The sequence below is a fragment of the Halomarina salina genome (genome assembly GCF_023074835.1).
Taxonomy (GTDB): Archaea; Halobacteriota; Halobacteria; order Halobacteriales; family Haloarculaceae; genus Halomarina; species Halomarina salina.
In genome coordinates, this window is sequence record NZ_JALLGW010000001.1 from 2229478 (window position 1) to 2247575 (window position 18098).

At 68.4% G+C, this 18098-nt stretch carries 21 protein-coding genes and 2 tRNA genes; 10 read left to right on the forward strand and 13 right to left on the reverse strand.

Features of this window, described 5'->3' with window-relative positions:
* Nucleotides 1-18 precede the first annotated feature (18 nt).
* Nucleotides 19-954, reverse strand: coding sequence for a DNA glycosylase family protein (locus tag MX571_RS11390; protein WP_247416762.1), 936 nt, complete (start codon nucleotides 952-954; stop codon nucleotides 19-21).
* A 189-nt stretch (nucleotides 955-1143) separates the two neighbouring features.
* On the reverse strand, nucleotides 1144-1950 hold the full coding sequence (gene panB / locus MX571_RS11395) for a 3-methyl-2-oxobutanoate hydroxymethyltransferase (RefSeq protein WP_247416764.1): 807 nt from the start codon (nucleotides 1948-1950) through the stop codon (nucleotides 1144-1146).
* A gap of 170 nt (nucleotides 1951-2120) precedes the next feature.
* On the opposite strand from panB, the gene MX571_RS11400 reads away from it, so the two are divergent.
* Nucleotides 2121-2354, forward strand: coding sequence for a DUF5822 domain-containing protein (locus MX571_RS11400; RefSeq protein ID WP_247416767.1), 234 nt, complete (start codon nucleotides 2121-2123; stop codon nucleotides 2352-2354).
* Nucleotides 2355-2415: 61 nt separating this feature from the next.
* On the opposite strand, the gene MX571_RS11405 is transcribed toward MX571_RS11400, so the two are convergent.
* From MX571_RS11405 to MX571_RS11415, 3 genes are all read right to left on the reverse strand, one after another.
* Nucleotides 2416-2937: an HAD family hydrolase gene (locus MX571_RS11405; RefSeq protein ID WP_247416769.1), complete on the reverse strand. Its 522-nt coding sequence runs from the start codon at nucleotides 2935-2937 to the stop codon at nucleotides 2416-2418.
* Nucleotides 2934-3341 (reverse strand): DUF7522 family protein, encoded by a 408-nt coding sequence (locus MX571_RS11410; protein WP_247416772.1) that lies wholly within the window; start codon nucleotides 3339-3341, stop codon nucleotides 2934-2936. Before MX571_RS11410 ends, MX571_RS11405 begins: the two co-directional genes overlap by 4 nt.
* 112 nt (nucleotides 3342-3453) lie before the next feature.
* Nucleotides 3454-4572 (reverse strand): acyl-CoA dehydrogenase family protein, encoded by a 1119-nt coding sequence (locus tag MX571_RS11415; RefSeq protein ID WP_247416774.1) that lies wholly within the window; start codon nucleotides 4570-4572, stop codon nucleotides 3454-3456.
* Between the two features lie 226 nt (nucleotides 4573-4798).
* On the opposite strand from MX571_RS11415, the gene MX571_RS11420 reads away from it, so the two are divergent.
* A complete protein-coding gene (locus MX571_RS11420; protein ID WP_247416777.1) occupies nucleotides 4799-5170 on the forward strand; it encodes an ArsR/SmtB family transcription factor in 372 nt (123 codons plus the stop codon).
* An 18-nt stretch (nucleotides 5171-5188) separates the two neighbouring features.
* Here MX571_RS11420 and MX571_RS11425 read toward each other — a convergent pair whose 3' ends face one another.
* Both MX571_RS11425 and MX571_RS11430 read right to left on the reverse strand, forming a co-directional pair.
* A complete protein-coding gene (locus MX571_RS11425; RefSeq protein ID WP_247416779.1) occupies nucleotides 5189-6436 on the reverse strand; it encodes an alanyl-tRNA editing protein in 1248 nt (415 codons plus the stop codon).
* Between the two features lie 141 nt (nucleotides 6437-6577).
* Entirely contained in the window at nucleotides 6578-7105 is a 528-nt protein-coding gene (locus MX571_RS11430) for a helix-turn-helix domain-containing protein (protein WP_247416782.1), read from the reverse strand.
* 175 nt (nucleotides 7106-7280) lie between these two features.
* Here MX571_RS11430 and MX571_RS11435 point away from each other — a divergent pair.
* The 3 genes from MX571_RS11435 to MX571_RS11445 all read left to right on the forward strand — a co-directional run bounded on the left by MX571_RS11435 (nucleotide 7281) and on the right by MX571_RS11445 (nucleotide 8512).
* A tRNA-Leu gene (locus MX571_RS11435) sits at nucleotides 7281-7365 on the forward strand.
* 185 nt (nucleotides 7366-7550) lie between these two features.
* On the forward strand, nucleotides 7551-8108 hold the full coding sequence (locus MX571_RS11440; protein WP_247416784.1) for a DUF420 domain-containing protein: 558 nt from the start codon (nucleotides 7551-7553) through the stop codon (nucleotides 8106-8108).
* Between the two features lie 95 nt (nucleotides 8109-8203).
* Nucleotides 8204-8512, forward strand: coding sequence for a DUF5785 family protein (locus MX571_RS11445; protein ID WP_247416786.1), 309 nt, complete (start codon nucleotides 8204-8206; stop codon nucleotides 8510-8512).
* A gap of 208 nt (nucleotides 8513-8720) precedes the next feature.
* Here the strand turns inward: MX571_RS11445 and MX571_RS11450 are convergent, their stop codons facing one another.
* A complete protein-coding gene (locus tag MX571_RS11450; protein WP_247416787.1) occupies nucleotides 8721-8897 on the reverse strand; it encodes a hypothetical protein in 177 nt (58 codons plus the stop codon).
* A 205-nt stretch (nucleotides 8898-9102) separates the two neighbouring features.
* On the opposite strand from MX571_RS11450, the gene MX571_RS11455 reads away from it, so the two are divergent.
* Nucleotides 9103-9861 (forward strand): GTP cyclohydrolase III, encoded by a 759-nt coding sequence (locus MX571_RS11455; protein ID WP_247416789.1) that lies wholly within the window; start codon nucleotides 9103-9105, stop codon nucleotides 9859-9861.
* Between the two features lie 153 nt (nucleotides 9862-10014).
* Nucleotides 10015-11382, forward strand: coding sequence for an ABC transporter substrate-binding protein (locus MX571_RS11460; protein ID WP_247416791.1), 1368 nt, complete (start codon nucleotides 10015-10017; stop codon nucleotides 11380-11382).
* A gap of 128 nt (nucleotides 11383-11510) precedes the next feature.
* Here MX571_RS11460 and MX571_RS11465 read toward each other — a convergent pair whose 3' ends face one another.
* From MX571_RS11465 to MX571_RS11485, 5 genes are all read right to left on the reverse strand, one after another.
* Nucleotides 11511-12296 carry an ABC transporter ATP-binding protein gene (locus MX571_RS11465; RefSeq protein WP_379751740.1) on the reverse strand — a complete coding sequence of 262 codons (786 nt, stop codon included), beginning with the start codon at nucleotides 12294-12296 and terminating at the stop codon, nucleotides 11511-11513.
* Complete coding sequence (locus MX571_RS11470; protein ID WP_247416792.1) at nucleotides 12293-13207, reverse strand: ABC transporter ATP-binding protein; 915 nt, start codon at nucleotides 13205-13207, stop codon at nucleotides 12293-12295. The genes MX571_RS11465 and MX571_RS11470 overlap by 4 nt, the downstream gene beginning before the upstream one ends.
* On the reverse strand, nucleotides 13200-14552 hold the full coding sequence (locus MX571_RS11475; RefSeq protein ID WP_247416794.1) for a branched-chain amino acid ABC transporter permease: 1353 nt from the start codon (nucleotides 14550-14552) through the stop codon (nucleotides 13200-13202). Before MX571_RS11475 ends, MX571_RS11470 begins: the two co-directional genes overlap by 8 nt.
* Complete coding sequence (locus MX571_RS11480; protein ID WP_247416796.1) at nucleotides 14549-15640, reverse strand: branched-chain amino acid ABC transporter permease; 1092 nt, start codon at nucleotides 15638-15640, stop codon at nucleotides 14549-14551. The genes MX571_RS11475 and MX571_RS11480 overlap by 4 nt, the downstream gene beginning before the upstream one ends.
* Before the next feature lie 70 nt (nucleotides 15641-15710).
* Nucleotides 15711-16169 carry a hypothetical protein gene (locus MX571_RS11485; RefSeq protein ID WP_247416798.1) on the reverse strand — a complete coding sequence of 153 codons (459 nt, stop codon included), beginning with the start codon at nucleotides 16167-16169 and terminating at the stop codon, nucleotides 15711-15713.
* An 82-nt stretch (nucleotides 16170-16251) separates the two neighbouring features.
* Here MX571_RS11485 and MX571_RS11490 point away from each other — a divergent pair, with 82 nt between their 5' ends.
* The 3 genes from MX571_RS11490 (at nucleotide 16252) to MX571_RS11500 (ending at nucleotide 17998) form a co-directional block, all read left to right on the forward strand.
* The gene (locus MX571_RS11490) at nucleotides 16252-17436 is read left to right on the forward strand and encodes a phosphoglycerate kinase (RefSeq protein WP_247416802.1); all 1185 of its coding nucleotides are present in this window, start codon (nucleotides 16252-16254) and stop codon (nucleotides 17434-17436) included.
* Nucleotides 17433-17918 carry a GNAT family N-acetyltransferase gene (locus MX571_RS11495; RefSeq protein WP_247416804.1) on the forward strand — a complete coding sequence of 162 codons (486 nt, stop codon included), beginning with the start codon at nucleotides 17433-17435 and terminating at the stop codon, nucleotides 17916-17918. Before MX571_RS11490 ends, MX571_RS11495 begins: the two co-directional genes overlap by 4 nt.
* A 6-nt stretch (nucleotides 17919-17924) precedes the next feature.
* Nucleotides 17925-17998: transfer RNA gene (locus MX571_RS11500), tRNA-Thr, on the forward strand.
* The last annotated feature ends 100 nt before the right edge of the window (nucleotides 17999-18098 follow it).

The following is an 18098-nucleotide window of genomic DNA, read 5'->3' on the forward strand; positions in this document are numbered from 1 at the left end:
CGGTCCAGACTCCGCGACTCAGACCGTCGGCGCTTCGTTCTGCCGCTGTGCCCACGTCATGAGGTAGTGTGCCCAGTAGCCCGCGTTCTCCCCGTAGCGCTCGGCGAGTCGGTCGAGGTGGTCGTCGGTCGCCTCGGGGAGTCCGTACAGTTCCTCGACGGCCGAGCGCAGGCGTGGTTCGTACAGCGGTGGTCGGTCCATCCGACCGAACCCGTGGACGGCGACGAACTCGGCGGCCCAGGCGTCGAACCCCCAGATGGAGCCGAGGCGGTCGAGCAGTTCCTGCGTGTCGAGCGTCGAGAGCGGCTCCGTCGCGAACGTCTCCGCCGCCGCGAGGATGGTCCGGGCCTTCCACTCGGGGAAGAGTCGTCCGACGGCGGGTGCTCCGGTCAGGACGAGCCGCGGTGTCGGGAACAGCAGGAGGGCGTTCGCCGTGAGCGTCGCCCCGGCGGTGGCGTCGTCCCGCCGACTTCCAGCCGCTGACGGTGGGCGTTCGACGACGCGTCCGACCGAGGTGACCAGTTCCCGCTTCTGTTCGCGCGCGACGTGTGTCGGCGTCGCCTGGGCGAGCGCCGCCCAGCAGGCGGCCTCGAAGGGTGCCGGAAAGCGGACCTGGTGGTAGCCGTCGAGCGAGTCGAGGATGTGCCGGAACGGTGGGTCGTCGGCCGCCGCCTCGTAGAGCGGTTCGACGTCGTCCGAGAGCGAGAAGAACGCGCCGAGCCAGTCGGCGACCACACGGTCGTCGCCCTGCTCGTCGACCCACTCCACGTCCGCGTCGAGCGTCGTCGACTCCTCGCCCGGCGACACCGTCGCGACGAACGGTCGTTCCTCGGCGTACCCCCCGACCGCGACGCTGTCGTCACTGCACACTCGTTCGTCGGCCCACGGCTCGTTCCCGTCGAACGCCTGGACCGTCTGCCCGAAGTCGTACGGTTCGGTCGCGTGCAGTTCCATACAGGACTCGACACGAACCAGCCTGATAAGTGTCGCCCCCTACCGGACAGAATACGGCAACCGACGGGGGCTGCCGACGGATACTTGTGCGAGTCTACAACTCGAGATGGTGGGACGGTCCCCCGAGAAACAGCGGCGGACTCCGGCCCAGGTGGGAGGCGTGGACGGGCGTCGACGGCGTCCTGTCGGTCAGTAGACGTCGTCGAGTTCCGGTTCGACGTGGCTGTGTTCCTCGGCCGGGAACTCACCGGACTCGACGGCGTGCTTGTACTCCTCGACGGCGCGTTCCATCTCGCCGCGAACGTCGCCGAACGCTTTCGAGAAGGGCGCTGCACCCTCGGAGAGGCCGATGACCTCGTCGACGACGAGTACCTGGCCGTCGCAGTCCGCGCCCGCGCCGATGCCGATGGTCGGGATGTCGAGTCGCTCGGTGATGACGCGACCGAGGTTCGCCGGTATGTGTTCGAGCACCAGCGAGAACGCGCCCGCCTCCTCGTGGCGCTCCGCGAGGTCCACGATGTGTCGAGCGGCCTCGGCGTCGGTCCCCTGCCGGAACAGGCCCGTCACGTTCTCGCCCTGTGGCGTCAGGCCGAGGTGCGCCTGGACGGGGATGCCGAGTTGCGTCAGGCGTCGGGTGAGGTCGACGGTGTGTTCGCCACATTCGAGTTTGACGGCGTCGGCGTCGGCCTCCTTCAGCATCCGGCCGCAGTTCTCGATGGACTGTGCCTCGTCGACGCCGAAGGTGAGGAACGGCATGTCGGCGACGACGAGCGCATCGTCGACGACGCGGCTGACGGCCGCGGTCCTGCTCAGCGTCTCCTCCAGCGTGACCGGGAGGGTGGAGTCGTGGCCGAGGCGCGTGTTGCCCACCGAGTCGCCGACGAGGACCATGTCGATACCCGCTTCGTCGACGACCGACGCCGAGGGCGCGTCGTACGCCGTCAGCATCGTGATGGGGTCGACGCCAGCCTTCTCGCGGATGTCCTTTGCCCGCATACCTCGCGGTCGGTCGGCGTCGGGTAAAAATGCCGCTGGTACGGGCTACTGGAGGACGGTCGAACGTGCATCGCAGACGCCACGATACTCTCACCTGCGGATAGATTCGGTCACCGACCGGCTCCGGTCGACAACGAACGGTTGATACCTCCCCACGGAAACACACCACTGTGCCACACGTCGAGCGAACCGACCCCGACGGCGTCGACTACGGGTGGGTGATGCAGACGACGTTCGTCGTCGCCATCGCCGTCGGGGCCCCGCTCGTCGCCGTCGCCTCGCTGTTCGTCCCCTCGCTGAACACGTGGCCCGCTCGCGCCGAGTTCGCCATCCGCGTCGGGGCGGTCCTCTGGGTCGTCATCGCGGTGAGCGTGTTCCTCTACGCTCGCTCGCGCGTGGAGTGACGGCAGAACGCTTCGAGCGCTTCCCGACCGACGGCTCCTCTCCTGACCGCTCTCCGACCGGCTAGTCGACGACCCACTCGAACGCCGTCCCCGCCCGGCGCGCCGTCTCCTCGTCGCGCGCGGAGTCGCCGACGAACAGCGTCCGTTCGGGCCTCGCGTCGAGCGCTCGGACGGTCGCCAACAGCGGTTCCGGGTCCGGTTTCTGCGTCGCGACGGTGTCACGACCGACGACCGCGCCGACGTGGTCGTCCAGGCGGTGGGTGTCGAGCGCGATGCGACAGGCGGCCGCGCAGTTGAGCGAGCAGACGCCCACCGGGACGTCCAGCGGGAGGTCGTCTGCGTGTGGCAGTCGCTCGGAGTCGCGTGCGCCCTCGCGTTCGTGGCGCGAGATGACCTCCTCGACGGCGTCGTGGTGTGGCGTGCCCTGCGACTGGACGAGCATCTCCCAGAGGCCGTCGGGCGGGGTCGCCCCACGGTCGCGGAGGACGTGCGCCACCTCGCTCGCGACGCGGTCCCACTCCACCAGGAGCCGGACGAGCGTCCCGTCGAGGTCGTAGACGACGGCCTCGTAGTCGTCGGTCACGAGCGGACGAACCCCTCGACTGCTTCGACGACCGCGGTCACCGACGAATCAGGGGCGAGCAGGAGGAACAGCCCCTCGTCGTCGCCGAGGACGCGGAGGGCGACCAGATTCTCCATGTGGGTCGTCAGTGCGCGCGTCTCGCCCGAGTCGACGAACAGGTCCTCCGAGAGCGCGCGCCGCTCGGCATCGTGGAAGGCGTGGGAGTGGACCCTCTCGAAGTGCTCGTACATCGCCTGGTCGTCCTCGTAGCGGTCGGCCACCACGTCCGCGCAGTACAGGAGTTTGTACGCCTCCCCGTCGTACTCGACGACCAGCAGCAGGTCGCTCCCGGTGACTTCGAGAGCGGACGCCACGGCACGCTCGGCGTCGAAGTCGACGACGGACGAGTCGTTCACCACCGGCATGGGTACTCGTTCGAGTACCCGAGGATAAACGTTCTCGTCCGCCAAACTGACCGACTCGTGACCGAGAGCGACCGACCGGTGTGCGGCGTCGTTCTCGGGTCCCGCCCGAGCGTCAGTCGAGCAGGTCGCGCGCGATGACGGTCTTCTGAATCTGGCTCGTCCCCTCGTAGATGGTGAGTATCTTGGCGTCGCGGTAGAGGCGCTCCACGTCGAACTCGCGGGTGTAGCCGTAGCCACCGTGTGTCTGGACGGCCTCGTTGGTCACGTCCATCGCGCCCTCGCTGGCGACGTACTTCGCCATGCTCGCCGCGGTGGGGAAGTCGTCGGTCCGCTGGCCCTTCTTCCGGGCGGCGTCGCGGGTCAGCAGCCGACCGGACTGGACGGTCGTGTGCATCTCGGCGAGTTTGTGGCGGATGGACTGGATGTCGGCGATGGGACCGTCGAACTGCTCGCGCTCCTGGGCGTAGTCGACCGCCCGGTCCAGCGCGTCCTGCGCGAGGCCGACCGACTGGGCGGCGATGCCGATACGGCCGCCCGTGAGGATGGAGAGCGCGGCCGACAGCCCCTTCCCCTCCGGAGTGAGGCGGTTCTCGGCCGGAATCCGAACCTCGTCGAACGTGAGACTCGTCGTGTCGCTGGCGCGCAGGCCGAGTTTCTCCTCCGGTTCGCCGACGCTGAGGCCGTCGACGTCGCCGGGGACGACGAACTGGGTGACGCCCTCGTCGGTCTTCGCGAAGACGATGTAGACGCCAGCGCGACGGCCGTTCGTGATCCACTGCTTGTCGCCGCTGACGACGTAGGCGTCGCCGTCTCGCTCCGCGGTGGTGGTCATCTGGGCGGGGTTCGACCCCGCGCCGGGTTCGGAGAGGCAGAACGCGCCGACCGGGCGGCCCGCGACCATCTCCGGCAGCCAGCGCTCTCGCTGCTCCTCGTCGCCGAACTCCGCGATGCAGGAGGTGGCGAGGCAGTGGACCGACAGCGCCGTGGCGACGGCGAGCGTCCCGTACGCCACCTCCTCGTTGACGACGGCGTACGTGACGGGGTCGGCGTCGAACCCGCCGTACTCCTCGGGGACGGTCATGCCCGTCAGGTCGAGTTCGGCGAGGCCGTCCCACACCTCCTCGGGGAACGTCTCGGTCGCGTCGCACTCCTCGGCGACGGGTTGTATCTCCTCGACCGCGAACTCGTGGACCACGTCCCGGATGGCCTCCTGCTCGGCCGTCAGTTGCATACGCCACCGTCCGCAGTCGCCCCGCAAAAATCGCCCGTTCCGACACGGTGCTGCCCGGGCGGTGATGGTCGCCACCCGCGTCGAACGCGACGACGGTCGACTTCGTGCCGTCGTGGTCCGCTCCCGAGCCGCTCTCGGTACGTTCGCACGCGAACAGGAGCGCAGTCCAGTACCGCGGGCGAACGGTGGGAGAAAGTACATCACGGCGGCCTCCACCGTCTGTCCCATGGCCGACACGCCCGACCCCATCGACGCGTTCGAGGCCCTCAGCGACGAGACCAGACTCGCCATCGTCCGGACGCTCGCCGACCGGCGCCGTGACCGACCCGACGCCCCCGCGCTCTCGTTCTCTGCACTCCGCGGACGCGTCGGCGTCCGTGACTCGGGGACGTTCAACTACCACCTGAACCGCCTCCGACGGACGTTCGTGCGGAAGACCGCCGAGGGCTACGAACTCGACGCCGATGGGATGCGACTCATCGACGTCGCCGAGGACCGGGTCGAGCCGACACGGGGAGACGCTAGACGTGACAGCGAGTGCCCCGTCTGTGGAGACGCGAAGTGCGAGCGGGTCCACGTCCACCTCCGTTCGCGCTGACCGACGCTGCGAGTTCGCCTACTCGCCGCGCAGGAACGCGACGACGGCCTCGGGGTCCGCCGAGAGCCCGCCGCCCTGCGCGACGGTCGGCGACCCGCCACCGCCGCCGCCGAACTGCTCGGTCACCTCGCTCACGACGGCGCTGGCGTCGTGGTCGCCGGACGTCGCCACCGCCAGCGAGGAGTCGGCGACCAGTGCGACCACCTCCGCCCCGTCGCCCGCGATGTCCTGCGCCCGGTCGGCCAGCGCGTTCGCGTCGAGGCCCGCGACGGTGCCGACCACCCAGGTCGAACCGTCTCGCTCGACGGCCCCCTCGCGGAGGTCCGCGAGTCGCGCACCGACCACCTCCTCGCGGAGGGCGTCGCGCTCGGCGGCGGCCTCGTTCCGGTCGGTTCGCAGGCGCTCGATACCCTGCGGGACCTCGTCGAGGGGCGTGCCGAGGTCGCGGGCCGCGGCGAGGAGCGCGCGCTTCTCGGTCGCCCGTCGGTCGATGGCGTCCGGGCCGACGGCGAACTCGACGCGGGTCAGTCCCTCGCCGGGGTTCGACCGCCCGAGGACCGTCACGGGGCCGAGTTCACGGGTGTTCGAGACGTGCGTGCCGCCGCAGGCCGCGACGTCCCAGTCGCCCGGTGCGTCGGCGGCCCCCTGTGGGGACGCTTCGGCGTCCTCGGACTCCCTCGAACCGACGGTGACCACCCGGACGGTGTCGGCGTCGAGACCCTCCTCGGTCTTCGTGTTGAACGCGATGTCCGACCGAGAGAGCGCTTCTTCCCTCGGGACCTCCGCCCAGGAGACCGGCCGTGACTCCCAGACGACGCGATTGACGAGCCGTTCGAGTCCGACGAGCGCCGCGTCGTCGACGTCCGTCGGCGTCGAGAAGTCGACCCGCACCTTCTCCGCGGTGATACCGAACCCGCCGTAGCCGAGGTCGTCGAACAGGCGCCGTCCCGCGCCGTACAGGACGTGGCTGGCGGTGTGCGCGCGCATGCAGTACGTCCGGAACTCCTCGTCGACGGTGCAGGACACCTCGGCACCGGGGGCTATCGCGTCGGCATCCCCGTCGCCGTCGAGGTGGTGGACGACCGTCCCGTCCCGGCGCTCGACGTGGACGACGGGAACGCCTTCGATGCGCCCACGGTCGGCCGGTTGCCCGCCACCTTCGGGGTAGAAGTACGTCTCGGAGAGGACGACCTCGTCGCCGTCCCGGCGTTCGACCTCGGCGTCGAACCCGAGCGTCGACGGGTCCGCCGCGGCGAGTGATGGCATACCGTGCGAACGAACGCCCGACGCAAAGGCCGTTGTGGTCGCGGTGTCGTCGCGGCGGTTCGGGTCCGAGGCGTCCGATGTGACTGGACGGTAGACCACCTCGGGAGAAGAGCGGAATCGAAGGGTCGGCCCGTCCTTCGGTCAGTCCTCGGCGAGTTCGACGCCGAGTCGTTCTTCGAGCGCCTCGATGAGCGACCCGCCGATGCCTTCACTGGTCGCCCGGCCCCGTTCGACGGCGACGACGTCCGCCTCGCGGACGCCGAGTTCGCCCGCGAGGTCCGCCGAGGAGAGCTCTTCTGCCTCGCGCGCCTCGACGACCGTCTCGCCGTAGCCCTTCACGAGGTACGGGAGCGGGTCGTCCTCGTAGTCCGCGCCCTCGACCCAGCGCTCGGAGTCGCCCTTCCGGGCGTCGTCCAGGCGGGCCTGCGCCCGGACGGCCTTGAGTTTGCGGTCACGCTCCTCGTCGCCGGAGGACTGGTCGCTCCGCTGGCCGCCGCCGCCACCGCCGCCACCCTGGGACCCGTCGCTCCCGTGGCGGCGGCAGTCCGGACAGACCTGGAGGACCGCCCCCTCGACGTTCACGGCTTCGAGCGAGCGCTCTTCGGCACCGCAGAGTTCACAGGAGTCCGACTCCCGTGACCCGACGCCGCCAGTCGAGTATTTCGCCATACCCGTCGTTGTGTACCGGCGGTATTTGAAACGTGCGCCCAGTGACGGGTCCGGGTCACGACCGCCGCCCGTGTGGTGGTCGGCGAGTCTGGGGTGGTTGACCGTCCCAGCCCCCGGTCCAAACGGAAGGGCTTTTAATACCGGACCGGATACGAGTAAACGCACGACGAAGCGTGCGTGGGTAGCCAAGCCAGGCCAACGGCGCAGCGTTGAGGGCGCTGTCCTGTAGAGGTCCGCCGGTTCAAATCCGGTCCCACGCACTGATGGGGCTCACCGCCCCGAAAGTGCACGGTGCTCGTCACAGTGACAGCACCCACGCATCATCCTTACCGACGCAACGCCCGAGAGCGACAGCCCCGTCGAGAGATATCCGCCGGTGAGCAGTCGGCCTGCCGACCGACCACGGAAGCGATACGCCGATACCGCGGCCGTCCGTAGCGACGGTATGGAGTTCCGCGCGAAAGACCGGGTCCCCCTGCTGACCGGCGTCCTCACGGTGGTCTCGCTCGCTCTCGTCTTCGCCGCCGTCGGGCAGGTCATCCCGAACGACGCCATCCCGCGGTCGGAGTCGCTCGTCGAACTGGTCCCCCACCTGAACGCCGTCATCAGTCTCGCGGCTATCGGCACTATCACGGCCGGCTGGCGCTGGATTCGGGAGAACGAGGTGGCGAGACACCGGGTCGCCATGCTGACGAGTTTCGTCCTGTTCGCCGCCTTCCTCGTGCTCTACCTCTACCGGGTGAGTCTCGAAGGCCCGAGCGAGTTCCCCGGCCCGGAGGCCGTCTACCTGTACGTCTACCTCCCGGTGCTCGCCGTCCACATCCTGCTGGCCATCGTCTGCGTGCCGCTCGTCTACTACGCGCTGTTGCTCGCGGCGACGCACACGCCGTCGGAACTCCGGCAGACGGCCCACCGGCGGGTGGGTCGCGTCGCGGCGTCGCTGTGGCTGGTCTCGTTCACGCTCGGGGTCGTCGTCTACGCGCTGTTGTACGTCGTCTACTGAGCCAGTCCGCATCCGGGGACTCCGACCCCGACCGACCGGCCTCCCGAGCGCGCGCTAAGGGAACGCTTTTGCCGCACTTGCCCGACTGTCCCGACATGGCTGACACGCAGTGGCCCCACGACCCCGACTCCGACGAGGGGAGCGAGGGGATGCGCAAGTACGGGCACGCCATCCTCGCGAAGAAGATCGACGAGGAAGCGGACTTCCCGCTATCGCGCGACGAGTACGTCGAGAACTACGGCGACGAACCGGTGCGTATCGACCACGAGACCGTCGTCTCCGTCCGCGACGTCTTCGAGCACGTCGACCAGGAGGAGTTCTCCGACTTCCCCGACTTCCACAGGGCCGTCGGCCGCGCGATGCGCGGCGCTGGCTACTGGTACTTCGACATCGACGACTACTGACGCGACTGCGTCGTCTCCTCTCGATGGAGCTGCGCTCTCCACCGCTCGGTAGTGCCCCGGCTCGGCGTTCGAGTCCGGACAGAGGCAAGCGACGGGGTCTGGGCGACCCCCGCCGGTCTGGTTCGTCGCCCCCGACGGGTGACTGGGAATCGGGAGGTGTCGACGGCGACGCACGATACCGTTCGTTCCGCACGGAGACCCGACCCGACTAGCTCGGATCGGACACCGCGTCGTCGACCTCGAACGTGACGGCCCGCACTCGCGGATTGTACTCCTCGTGGTCGTCGATGAACGTCTGCAGGTCGTCGAGCGTCAGCGTCGAGGATCTGCTCTCCGTCAAGGTCGGGTCGAGTGTGAATCGTCGACTGTACTGTTTTGCTGCCATCGAGTACACGAACGTACTGAGAAATACTTAACCGTTGCCTGAATGGGACTCGCATCGCCTGGTAGTGTTAATACACCTTTCATCCGTCTGGCTCACGACTCGGTTCGCCCAGTGCGGGTCGCGTCGTGGTGCCGCGAGGTCGGTCGGCGCTCGGGGGTCACGACGAACCAACACAGGCATAGTTGGGCGTTCTGTAGCGACTACCGTGACGAACACGCAGGTCACCCTCGTCCAGATCGACAACTACGGGCCGTGGACGGTGACGCCCGAACCACGCCGGGAGGTCGACCTCCAGACGCTCCAGTCCCGACTGTACGCCGACCTCTCGCAGCTGTTCGGCAACCGCGACGGCTACGTCTTCTTCACCAGATTCGACAACATGATCGCGGTGACGAACGGCCTCGACCGGGACGCCCACGCCCTCATCCAGGAGTCCGTCGGGAACCGCTACCCGGTGACCGTGAGTCTCGGGTTCGGCGTCGACCCGTCGCCGGTGACGGCGCTCGGCGACGCGACCGCCCCGCTCCAGGACGCCGGGAGCGCACAGGACGCCACCCGACAGGAGATCCTCTCGGGGGACATCCTCGGCGACGAGGAACGGACCGGCGACGACGTGCAGATCGCGCACTTCGACGTCGTCGACGCGACCGGCAAGTACACCGACGAACTGAACGCGTTCGACTCGTTCATCCACATCGAGCAGGGGTACGCCGAACTGATGCGCTACATGCGCACCGCACACGACTCCCTCTCCTTCTTCGTCGGCGGCGACAACGTCATCGCCGTCTGTCCCGCGCTCTCGACGGCGGAGTACGAGGACGCCATCGAGACGGTCCACGACCGGGTCGACGTCGAACTGCAGGTCGGCGTCGGTCGGGCTCGAACCGCCCAGTCCGCGGGGATGAACGCGAAGCACGCGCTGGAGACCTGCCGCGACCACGGGACGGCCGTCGAGTTCTACTGACGCGCGCTTCCGGGTAGCTCCTAATTCGCAGCTGATTGGTAGAGAAATTTTCCCGAGATACGGCCCGAACAACGGTCAGTCAGCTATTTTCTATGAAATCCGGTTCGCAACTACGGCTACCTTTAAGAGGGTTGGTTAGGATATTGTGACAGTATGGCACGGAAATTCGACAGGCGGGACTTCCTCGTCGGTGCGGGGGTAACCGGTTCGATGTTCGTCGCAGGCTGCCTCGGCGGCGGCGACGGAGAGGATACAGAGACGACCGGCGACGGTGGCGGCAACGGTGGCGATGGCACGACCAGTGGCGGTGGCGGCAACGGCAGCACCACGCAGGACGGTGGCGGCGGTGGCGGGTCGGCGGACCGTGACTCCCCGATTCGCGTCGGCGTCCTCCTTCCGTTGACGGGCGACCTCGGGGAACTCGGCGTCCCCATCAAGGACGGCGCTATCCTCCCGTTCGCCCAGCTGGATGGGCAGACCGACTTCACGCTCGAACAGCAGGTCGAGGACACGCAGACCGACCCGAACGCGGCACAGAGCGCGGCCCAGGCGCTCGTCAACGCCGGGTTCCCGGCGGTGACGGGGGCGGCGTCCTCCGGTGTCAGCCTCCAGGTGTACCGGAACGTGTTCATCCCGAACGGCATCGCCGCGTGTTCGCCAGCGAGCACGTCGCCGGAGATCACCGACCTGAACGACAACAACCTCATCTACCGCACTCCGCCCACCGACGCGCTGCAGGGGCAGGTGCTCGCGCAGGTCGCGACCGAACAGGAGGACGCCTCGACGGCGTCGACCCTGTACGTGAACAACTCCTACGGGCAGCTGCTCTCCGACAGCTTCGCGGGGGCGTTCGAGGAGCGCGACGGCACCGTCCAGAACCAGGTGTCGTTCCAGAGCGAGCAGTCCTCGTACGTGCCGCGGCTGGAGAGCGCGCTGTCCGGTGACCCGGACGCGCTCGTCATCATCGGCTACCCGGCCAGCGGGGTCCAGATGTTCCGCGACTTCTACGCGAACTTCAACCAGCCCGACCTCCCCATCTTCGTGACCGACGGACTCCGGGAGCCGTCGCTCCCCGCGAACGTCGACAACGCGATGGAGAACGTGAAGGGCACCGCGCCGCTGGCCTCCGGGCCGGGGACGGAGTTCTTCAACCAGCTCTACCGCGACGAGTACGGACGCGAGCCGGGAGTGTTCACCGCCCAGGCGTACGACGCGACGGCGTGTCTCATGCTCGCCAACGCCGCCGCCGGGGAGAACAACGGTGCGGCCGTCGCCGAGCAGATGCGAACCGTCGCCAACGGACCGGGCACCGAGTACACGCCCGAACAGCTCGGCGAGGCGCTCACCGCAGCGGCCTCGGGCGAGGACATCAACTACCAGGGTGCGTCGAGCGCCGTGGAGTTCAACGAGCAGGGCGACCTGGAGGCGGCGACGTACGAGCTGTTCAGCTGGCAGGAGTCCGACTCCACCGACAGCGGCTGGGCGATCGAGTCGCTCCAGGAGATCGAGTTCCAGGCCTGAGCGCGGGCGTCGAACGCGCGACGCGTCCGACTCACGACCATCACTTCTTTCGACGCCGACCGAGAGAGCGACGCGGCCGACCACTCGGTCCGGTAAAAGGAGGGTTGCGAATCGCAGGGGACCGGTGGCTATCCGCCGAGGAACTCCTGGCGGACCTCCTCGTCGCCGAGGAGGACGTCGCCGTCGTCCATGAACCGGTTGCCCCCGTTGACGAGGACGTAGCCTCGGTCACAGCGTCGAAGCGCCTCCTTCGCGTTCTGCTCGACCATCAGAACCGCGGTGCCCGACTCGTTGATGGCGTCGATGCGGTCGAACATCTCGTCGACGAGGTCCGGCGCGAGGCCGGCGCTCGGTTCGTCGAGCATCAGCAACTGCGGGTCGAGCATCAGCGCCCGTCCCATCGCGAGCATCTGTCGCTGGCCCCCCGAGAGGTTGCCCGCCTTCTGCTCACTGCGCTCCCGGAGGATGGGAAACCGGTCGAACACCTCGTCCAGCCGGTCCTCGGGCAGTTCGTCGAGGATGTACGCGCCCATCTCCAGGTTCTCGCGGACCGAGAGCCCCGCGAACACGTTCTCGTTCTGAGGGACGTAGCCGATGCCGTAGTGGATGATCTCCTCTGGTTGCTCGTCGGCGATGTCGCGGTCGTCGAACCTGACGCTCCCGCCCATGTACGTCGTCAGGCCGAAGACGGACTTCATCACCGTCGACTTCCCCGCGCCGTTGGGACCGACGATGGTGACGTACTCGCCGGGGCGAACGTCGAGGTCGACCGAGTCGAGGACCTGCAGGTCGCCGTAGCCCGCGTCGAGGTCGCGGACCGCGAGCAGGCTCTGCGCATCGTCGTCGAGCGTCGACGCCGTGCTCGCGCCCGTTCCGGTTCCGGTCGTCTCGACGTCGTTCGAGTCGGTGCTCACAGCGTCTCACCCAGGTAGGCGTCGATGACGCGGTCGTCGTTCCGGATCGTGTCGGCGTCGCCTTCGGCGAGGACCTGTCCCTGGTGCATGACGATGATGTGTTCGCAGTTCTGCATGATGATGTCCATGTCGTGTTCCACGAGGAGGAACGTCAGTCCCTCCTCGCGCAGCGCGTGAATCCGTTCGAGCAGTTTGTGTTCGAGCGTCGGGTTGACCCCGGCCAGCGGTTCGTCGAGCAGCACCATCTCCGGGTCGGCCATCAGCACGCGGGCCATCTCCAGCAGCTTGCGCTGGCCACCGGAGAGGTTGCCCGCGTACTCGCTGGCGAGGTGGTCTATCTCGAACAGTTCGAGCGTCTCCCACGCCTTCTCCCGGAGGTCCTCCTCCTGCGTGACGACCTGGCCGCGCAACCCCGGGAACACCGAGTAGGTGAGCGACTCGCCCCGCTGTCCCCGCGGCGCGAGCATCATGTTCTCCAGGACGGTCATCTCCTCCAGTTCGCGGGCGATCTGGAACGTCCGCATCAGTCCGCGGTTGGCGACCTGGTGTGGCCTGTACCCGGTGATGTCCTGGCCCTGGAAGTAGACGTGGCCGGACGTCGGCTGGTGGACGCCAGCGATGCAGTTGAACGTCGTCGACTTCCCGGCCCCGTTCGGCCCGATGAGGCCCGTCAGCGACCCCTTCTCGACCGAGAACGAGGCCCCGTCGACGGCCGTGATACCGCCGAACTCCTTGCGGAGGTCCTGGACGCGGAGCGGGAGGCCACGCGGCGTCCGCTTCGCGTCCTCCTCGACGTCGGAGTCGGCGCTCTCCGCCTCCTCGATGTCCGGGGTCTCCACGTCGTCGGGGATGTTCGCCTCGACCGGTCCCCCGCTACGCGGGTTCTCCGTGGAGTCGTCCGCGTCACTCATCGTCGGCACCTCCGTCGTCCGCGGTCCGACCACCGTCGGCGGCCGGTGACCCCTTGGGCGGGTCCCGGTCCCGGCGCATCAGGTCGACGCTGGACGCCGGTTCGACGCGGTGTCCGAGCAGTCCCTCCGGCCGGTTCTGCATCAGCCAGACGAGCAGCGCGCCGATGAGGACGAACCGCATCTGGTCGAGACTGCCGAGGAAGTAGCCGAACAGCGGCAGGACGTCCAGCGATGCGAGCGGGGCGACGGCGTCGACGAAGTTGTTCGGCGAGGGGATGTTCGGGAGGAACTGCTCCGCGACCCGATTCGCGTACTGTGGAGCGAGGAAGAGGATGCCCGAGAACAGGGCGCCGCCGAGGATGCTCCCGGTGTTCGACCCCGCGCCGCCGATGATGAGCGCGATGAACAGGTAGAACGTCAGCGGCGGTTTGAAGTTGTCCGCCGGGTTGACGCTCCCGATGCCGTACGCGTACCACAGGATACCGCCGAGGCCCATCAGCGCGCAACCGAGCATGAACGTCTTTATCTTGAACCATCGGGTGTCCTTCCCCAGCGACTGGGCGACGAGTTCGTCCTCGCGGATGGCCTTGAGCACGCGGCCGAACGGCGAGTTGGCGATACGCCGGAGCAGCACGTAGACGACCGCGACGACGACGACCAGCAGCAACACGTACGTCACCCGCAGGCCGACCACGGGGTTCTGGACGCCGACGGACTCGAAGAGGCCGAACACGACCTCCCCGACCGGCGTCGGGTCCGAGATGGCGCTGGTGGGGTCGCTCAGCAGCAGCATGTTGGCCGGGTTCGCGGGGAAGTTGCTGAACCCCGCGCCGCCGCCGGTCACGTCCTCGAAGGCGCGCGACCCGAGCGCGATGCGGATTATCTCGGCGAACGCGATGGTGACGATGGCCAGGTAGTCCGCCTTCAGTCGCAGCGCGGGGAGGGCGGTGATGAGTCCGAACAGCGCCGCCAGCAACATCCCGCCGAGGACGCCGACGGGGAACGGTAGGCCGAGACCGGTCGGCGTCCCCGTCGTCGAGCCGCTGATGAGTCCGAACCCGTAGACGCCGACCGCGAGGTAGCCCGCGATACCGATGTTGAACAGTCCGGCGTACCCCCACTGGAGGTTCAGTCCGAGGACCACGATGGCGTACACCGCGACGTAGAACGTCACCTCGCGGACGAGGTTGATGATGCCCGAGAGCTGGTAGTTGAGGACGACGCCGATGGCGGTGAAGAGGACGTACAGGCCGAGCATCGCCCCCAGGATGTACACCGCGTCGAGGGCCGCACCGCTGAGGCCGAAGCGGGACTGCCGCCGTGCGTCTGCCTCGGCGTCACTCATGCGGTCGTCACCCCACCGAAGATGCCCGACGGCCGGAACAGCAAGACGAGGATCATGAGTCCGAACGCGATTGGCTGTGAGAAGTCGGTCCACGGTCCGTTGAGCCAGACGAGCGAGAGGTTCTCCGCGAGGCCGATGAGGACGCCGCCGGCCATCGCGCCGTACACCGACCCGATACCGCCGAGGATGACGGCGGCGAAGATGAGGAGGAGCAACACCCACCCGAAGTTGTAGGAGATGGTACCGCTCTCCAGGACGACGAGGTAGCCCGCCGCCCCGGCCAGCGCCCCGCCGATGATCCACGTCCAGCGGATGACGCGTTCGGTCGGGATGCCCGTGACCCGTGCGAGGTCCTCGTTGTCGGCCATCGCCCGCATCGCGGTGCCGAGTTTCGTCTGCTGGAGGACGACGTGGACGCCGGCCATCAACAGCAGCGAGGTGACGACGAGCGTTATCTCGTGGCTGGAGACGACGACGCCGAGAATCTCGAACGTCTCGGGGCTCGCGGTGACGCCGCGGGAGTTGACGTCGAAGACGAACGCGATGAGGTACCGGAGCGCGAAGGCGACGCCGACGCTGGCGATGAGCAGCGCGATGCCCTCCTGATTGCGCATCGGCTTGTAGACGGCCCGGTCGAGGACGAGTGCCAGCAGGACGGTGAACGCCATCGCGGCGAGCAGGCCGACGAGGATGACGAGCGGGGCCGACGAGATGTTCGCACCGATACGGCCGGGCGTCGCCTGCACGAGGAGTCGGCTGCCGAGGTCGGCGACACCGACACCGGCGATGACGTAGCCGACCGACCACCCGGCGAAGGCGCCGCCCGTGAGGTAGTCGCCGTGAGCGAAGTTGGCGAAGCCGAGGATGCTGTACGTCAGCGACAGCCCGATACCCGCCAGCCCGTAGACGAGACCGATGACGAGACCGCTCCAGAGGTAGTTACCGAGCGCCGACGGGGCGATCGCTCCGACGGCCAACCTGCGAACGAGGTCGAGTAACAGCAAGACAGCCACGACAGCTACGAGGAGTCCCGCCGGGTTCTCCCCGAACAGCTTTCGCCCCCTCGAGTAGGTGTCACTTACTCCCATGTGTATCAATCACGCGTCTCTCTGGTGGGTACGCATAAATAACCCCACCGCTCTCCCGTCGTCGCGCCCGTCAGCGACGTTCGTGACCGATGACCTGTTCGGCGATGCGCTCGGCGCGACGCTCCGGCGACTCCCGCCGACGCAGCACCCCGACGAGGTACGTCACCGTCGCGACGGTGGCGACGACGAGAGCGCCGAGCGAGAGCGTGCCAACCGCTCGGAGGACGACCCCGGCCCGAACGGGGTCGGTCGGCGTCCCGAGCAGGAACGCGCTCCCGAACAGTATGGACCCCGTAACCGCCGCGACGAGGCCGAAGCCGAACCCTACCCGTTCGCGGTCGGCGACCGGTCGTGCGAGCAGTCGTGGGGCCGTGCCACCGGAGGCGCCCGCAGCGACCACGAGCGCCCAGCGGTCGAGGGCCTGTGCGTCGCTCGCCAGCGCCGTCGCGGCACAGAACGAGCACGCCGCGACGAGGAGGGCGAGGGCGGTCAGGTCGACCGGAAACCGGTCGGCTGCGGGGTCGAACACACGCGAGGTTCGCGAACTCACACGGATAAGCGCTGGGATTAGGAGGGGAACAACTTAGTCCGCAGATGGAGGAGGGAGTCGCATGGTCCGGACGCTCGACGACCTCGACGCCGCAGGGGCGGCGGTCGGGGTACGCGTCGACATCAACAGTCCCATCGACGACGACGGAGCGCTCGCCGACGACACTCGCTTGCAGGCCCACGTCGACACCCTCGACGAACTCGCCGCCCGCGACGCTCGCGTCGTCGTCCTCGCCCACCAGGGCCGTCCCGGCAGCGACGACTTCACCACGCTGGCCGCACACGCCGACCGTCTCGACGACCTGCTCGACGCCCCCGTCTCCTACCACGACACCACGTTCGGCCAGGACGCACGGGACGCCATCACCGACCTCGCACACGGCCACGTCCTCGTGCTGGAGAACACCCGCTTCTACAGCGAGGAGGTGATGTCGTTCGACCCCGAGGTGGCCGCCGAGACGCACCTCGTGACGGGACTCGTGCCCGCGCTCGACGCCTACGTCAACGACGCCTTTGCCGCCGCCCACCGCTCACAGCCGTCGCTCGTCGGCTTCCCCGCCGCTCTCCCTGGGTACGCGGGTCGCGTCATGGAGCGCGAACTCGACGCGCTGGGCGACATCGGGTCGACGCCGACACCTCGGGTCTACGTCCTCGGCGGGGCGAAGGTCGACGACTCCATCGACGTGGCGGCGAGCGTCCTCGACTCGGGCCTCGCCGACAGGGTGCTCACGACCGGTGTCGTGGGGAACACGTTCCTCCACGCGTCGGGCGTCGACCTCGGTCCGGCGTCGACGGAGGTGGTCAAAGACCGGGCCGGCGAGGCGCTCACCCGCGCAGAGGAGTTGCTCGACACCTACGGCGACCGCATCGCACTGCCCGTCGACGTGGCGGTCGAACGCGACGACGAACGCATCGAGGTGGCCGTCGAGGACCTCCCCTCGGACGACCCGGCGATGGACATCGGAAGCGAGACGGTGGCTGCATACGGCGACGTACTCGACGACGCCGGGACGGCCATCCTCAACGGTCCCGCGGGCGTCTTCGAGATGGACGCGTTCTCGGTGGGCACGCGCGACCTGTTCGAGGCGGCACGGGCCGCGGAGTACACCGTCGTCGGCGGCGGTGACACCGCGGCGGCGCTCCGCCGGCTGGGACTCTCCGGGTTCGACCACGTCAGTACGGGCGGCGGGGCGGCGCTGACGTTGCTCACCGGCGAGTCCCTGCCCGCCGTCGAGGCGCTCTCGTGAGGGTGGAACCCCCCGGCATCGACGAGGCGGACGCCATCGCGGACGCGTGGGTGGCGCTCGCGGCGGACCAGCAGTCCTACGACTCCTACCTCCTCTCCGAGGAGAACCGGGCGACCGCCCGCGAGTCCGTCTGCCGCTCTATCGTCACTGGGGGGATGCTCGTCGCGCGAACCGAGGCGGACGACATCGCCGGATTCGTCCAGTTCAGCGTCGAGTCGGGTGCCTACGAGACGTCCGTCCGCAAGGGACTCGTCGAGAACCTCTTCGTCGCACCGGACCAGCGGGACCGCGGCGTCGGGTCGGAGCTCTTGGAGGCCGCCGAGTCGGCACTCGTCGCGGACGGCGCGGAGACCGTCGTGCTGGACGTCATGGCCGACAACGAGGCGGCCCGCCGGTTCTACCGACGCCACGGCTACGACCAGCACCGAATCACGATGCTCAAGGACGTCGAAACCGATATCCCGCCCGGGGAGAACGACTGACCACGCGCCAAGGGAGCTTGGGCGGTTCAAGCACTCGATTTGTAATCGAGAATTCGTGGGTTCGAATCCCACCCTTGGCTCTCGACGGTACGTCTACAATTGGATGAACCAGCGGTACGCTGGTCTCGTCCCGGCTATCTCCTCTACTGAGGGGGTAGACTCTATCTCCGGAATCGCTAG

What these genes read in the sequence shown, in the direction of transcription:
- MX571_RS11390 (WP_247416762.1), bottom strand. Translation starts at nt 954, where the DNA reads ATGGAACTGCACGCGACCGAACCGTACGACTTCGGGCAGACGGTCCAG.
- panB (WP_247416764.1), bottom strand. Translation starts at nt 1,950, where the DNA reads ATGCGGGCAAAGGACATCCGCGAGAAGGCTGGCGTCGACCCCATCACG.
- MX571_RS11410 (WP_247416772.1), bottom strand. Translation starts at nt 3,341, where the DNA reads ATGCCGGTGGTGAACGACTCGTCCGTCGTCGACTTCGACGCCGAGCGT.
- MX571_RS11415 (WP_247416774.1), bottom strand. Translation starts at nt 4,572, where the DNA reads ATGCAACTGACGGCCGAGCAGGAGGCCATCCGGGACGTGGTCCACGAG.
- MX571_RS11420 (WP_247416777.1), top strand. Translation starts at nt 4,799, where the DNA reads ATGGCCGACACGCCCGACCCCATCGACGCGTTCGAGGCCCTCAGCGAC.
- MX571_RS11425 (WP_247416779.1), bottom strand. Translation starts at nt 6,436, where the DNA reads ATGCCATCACTCGCCGCGGCGGACCCGTCGACGCTCGGGTTCGACGCC.
- MX571_RS11430 (WP_247416782.1), bottom strand. Translation starts at nt 7,105, where the DNA reads ATGGCGAAATACTCGACTGGCGGCGTCGGGTCACGGGAGTCGGACTCC.
- MX571_RS11440 (WP_247416784.1), top strand. Translation starts at nt 7,551, where the DNA reads ATGGAGTTCCGCGCGAAAGACCGGGTCCCCCTGCTGACCGGCGTCCTC.
- MX571_RS11445 (WP_247416786.1), top strand. Translation starts at nt 8,204, where the DNA reads ATGGCTGACACGCAGTGGCCCCACGACCCCGACTCCGACGAGGGGAGC.
- MX571_RS11450 (WP_247416787.1), bottom strand. Translation starts at nt 8,897, where the DNA reads ATGGCAGCAAAACAGTACAGTCGACGATTCACACTCGACCCGACCTTG.
- MX571_RS11460 (WP_247416791.1), top strand. Translation starts at nt 10,015, where the DNA reads ATGGCACGGAAATTCGACAGGCGGGACTTCCTCGTCGGTGCGGGGGTA.
- MX571_RS11470 (WP_247416792.1), bottom strand. Translation starts at nt 13,207, where the DNA reads ATGAGTGACGCGGACGACTCCACGGAGAACCCGCGTAGCGGGGGACCG.
- MX571_RS11475 (WP_247416794.1), bottom strand. Translation starts at nt 14,552, where the DNA reads ATGAGTGACGCCGAGGCAGACGCACGGCGGCAGTCCCGCTTCGGCCTC.
- MX571_RS11480 (WP_247416796.1), bottom strand. Translation starts at nt 15,640, where the DNA reads ATGGGAGTAAGTGACACCTACTCGAGGGGGCGAAAGCTGTTCGGGGAG.
- MX571_RS11490 (WP_247416802.1), top strand. Translation starts at nt 16,252, where the DNA reads ATGGTCCGGACGCTCGACGACCTCGACGCCGCAGGGGCGGCGGTCGGG.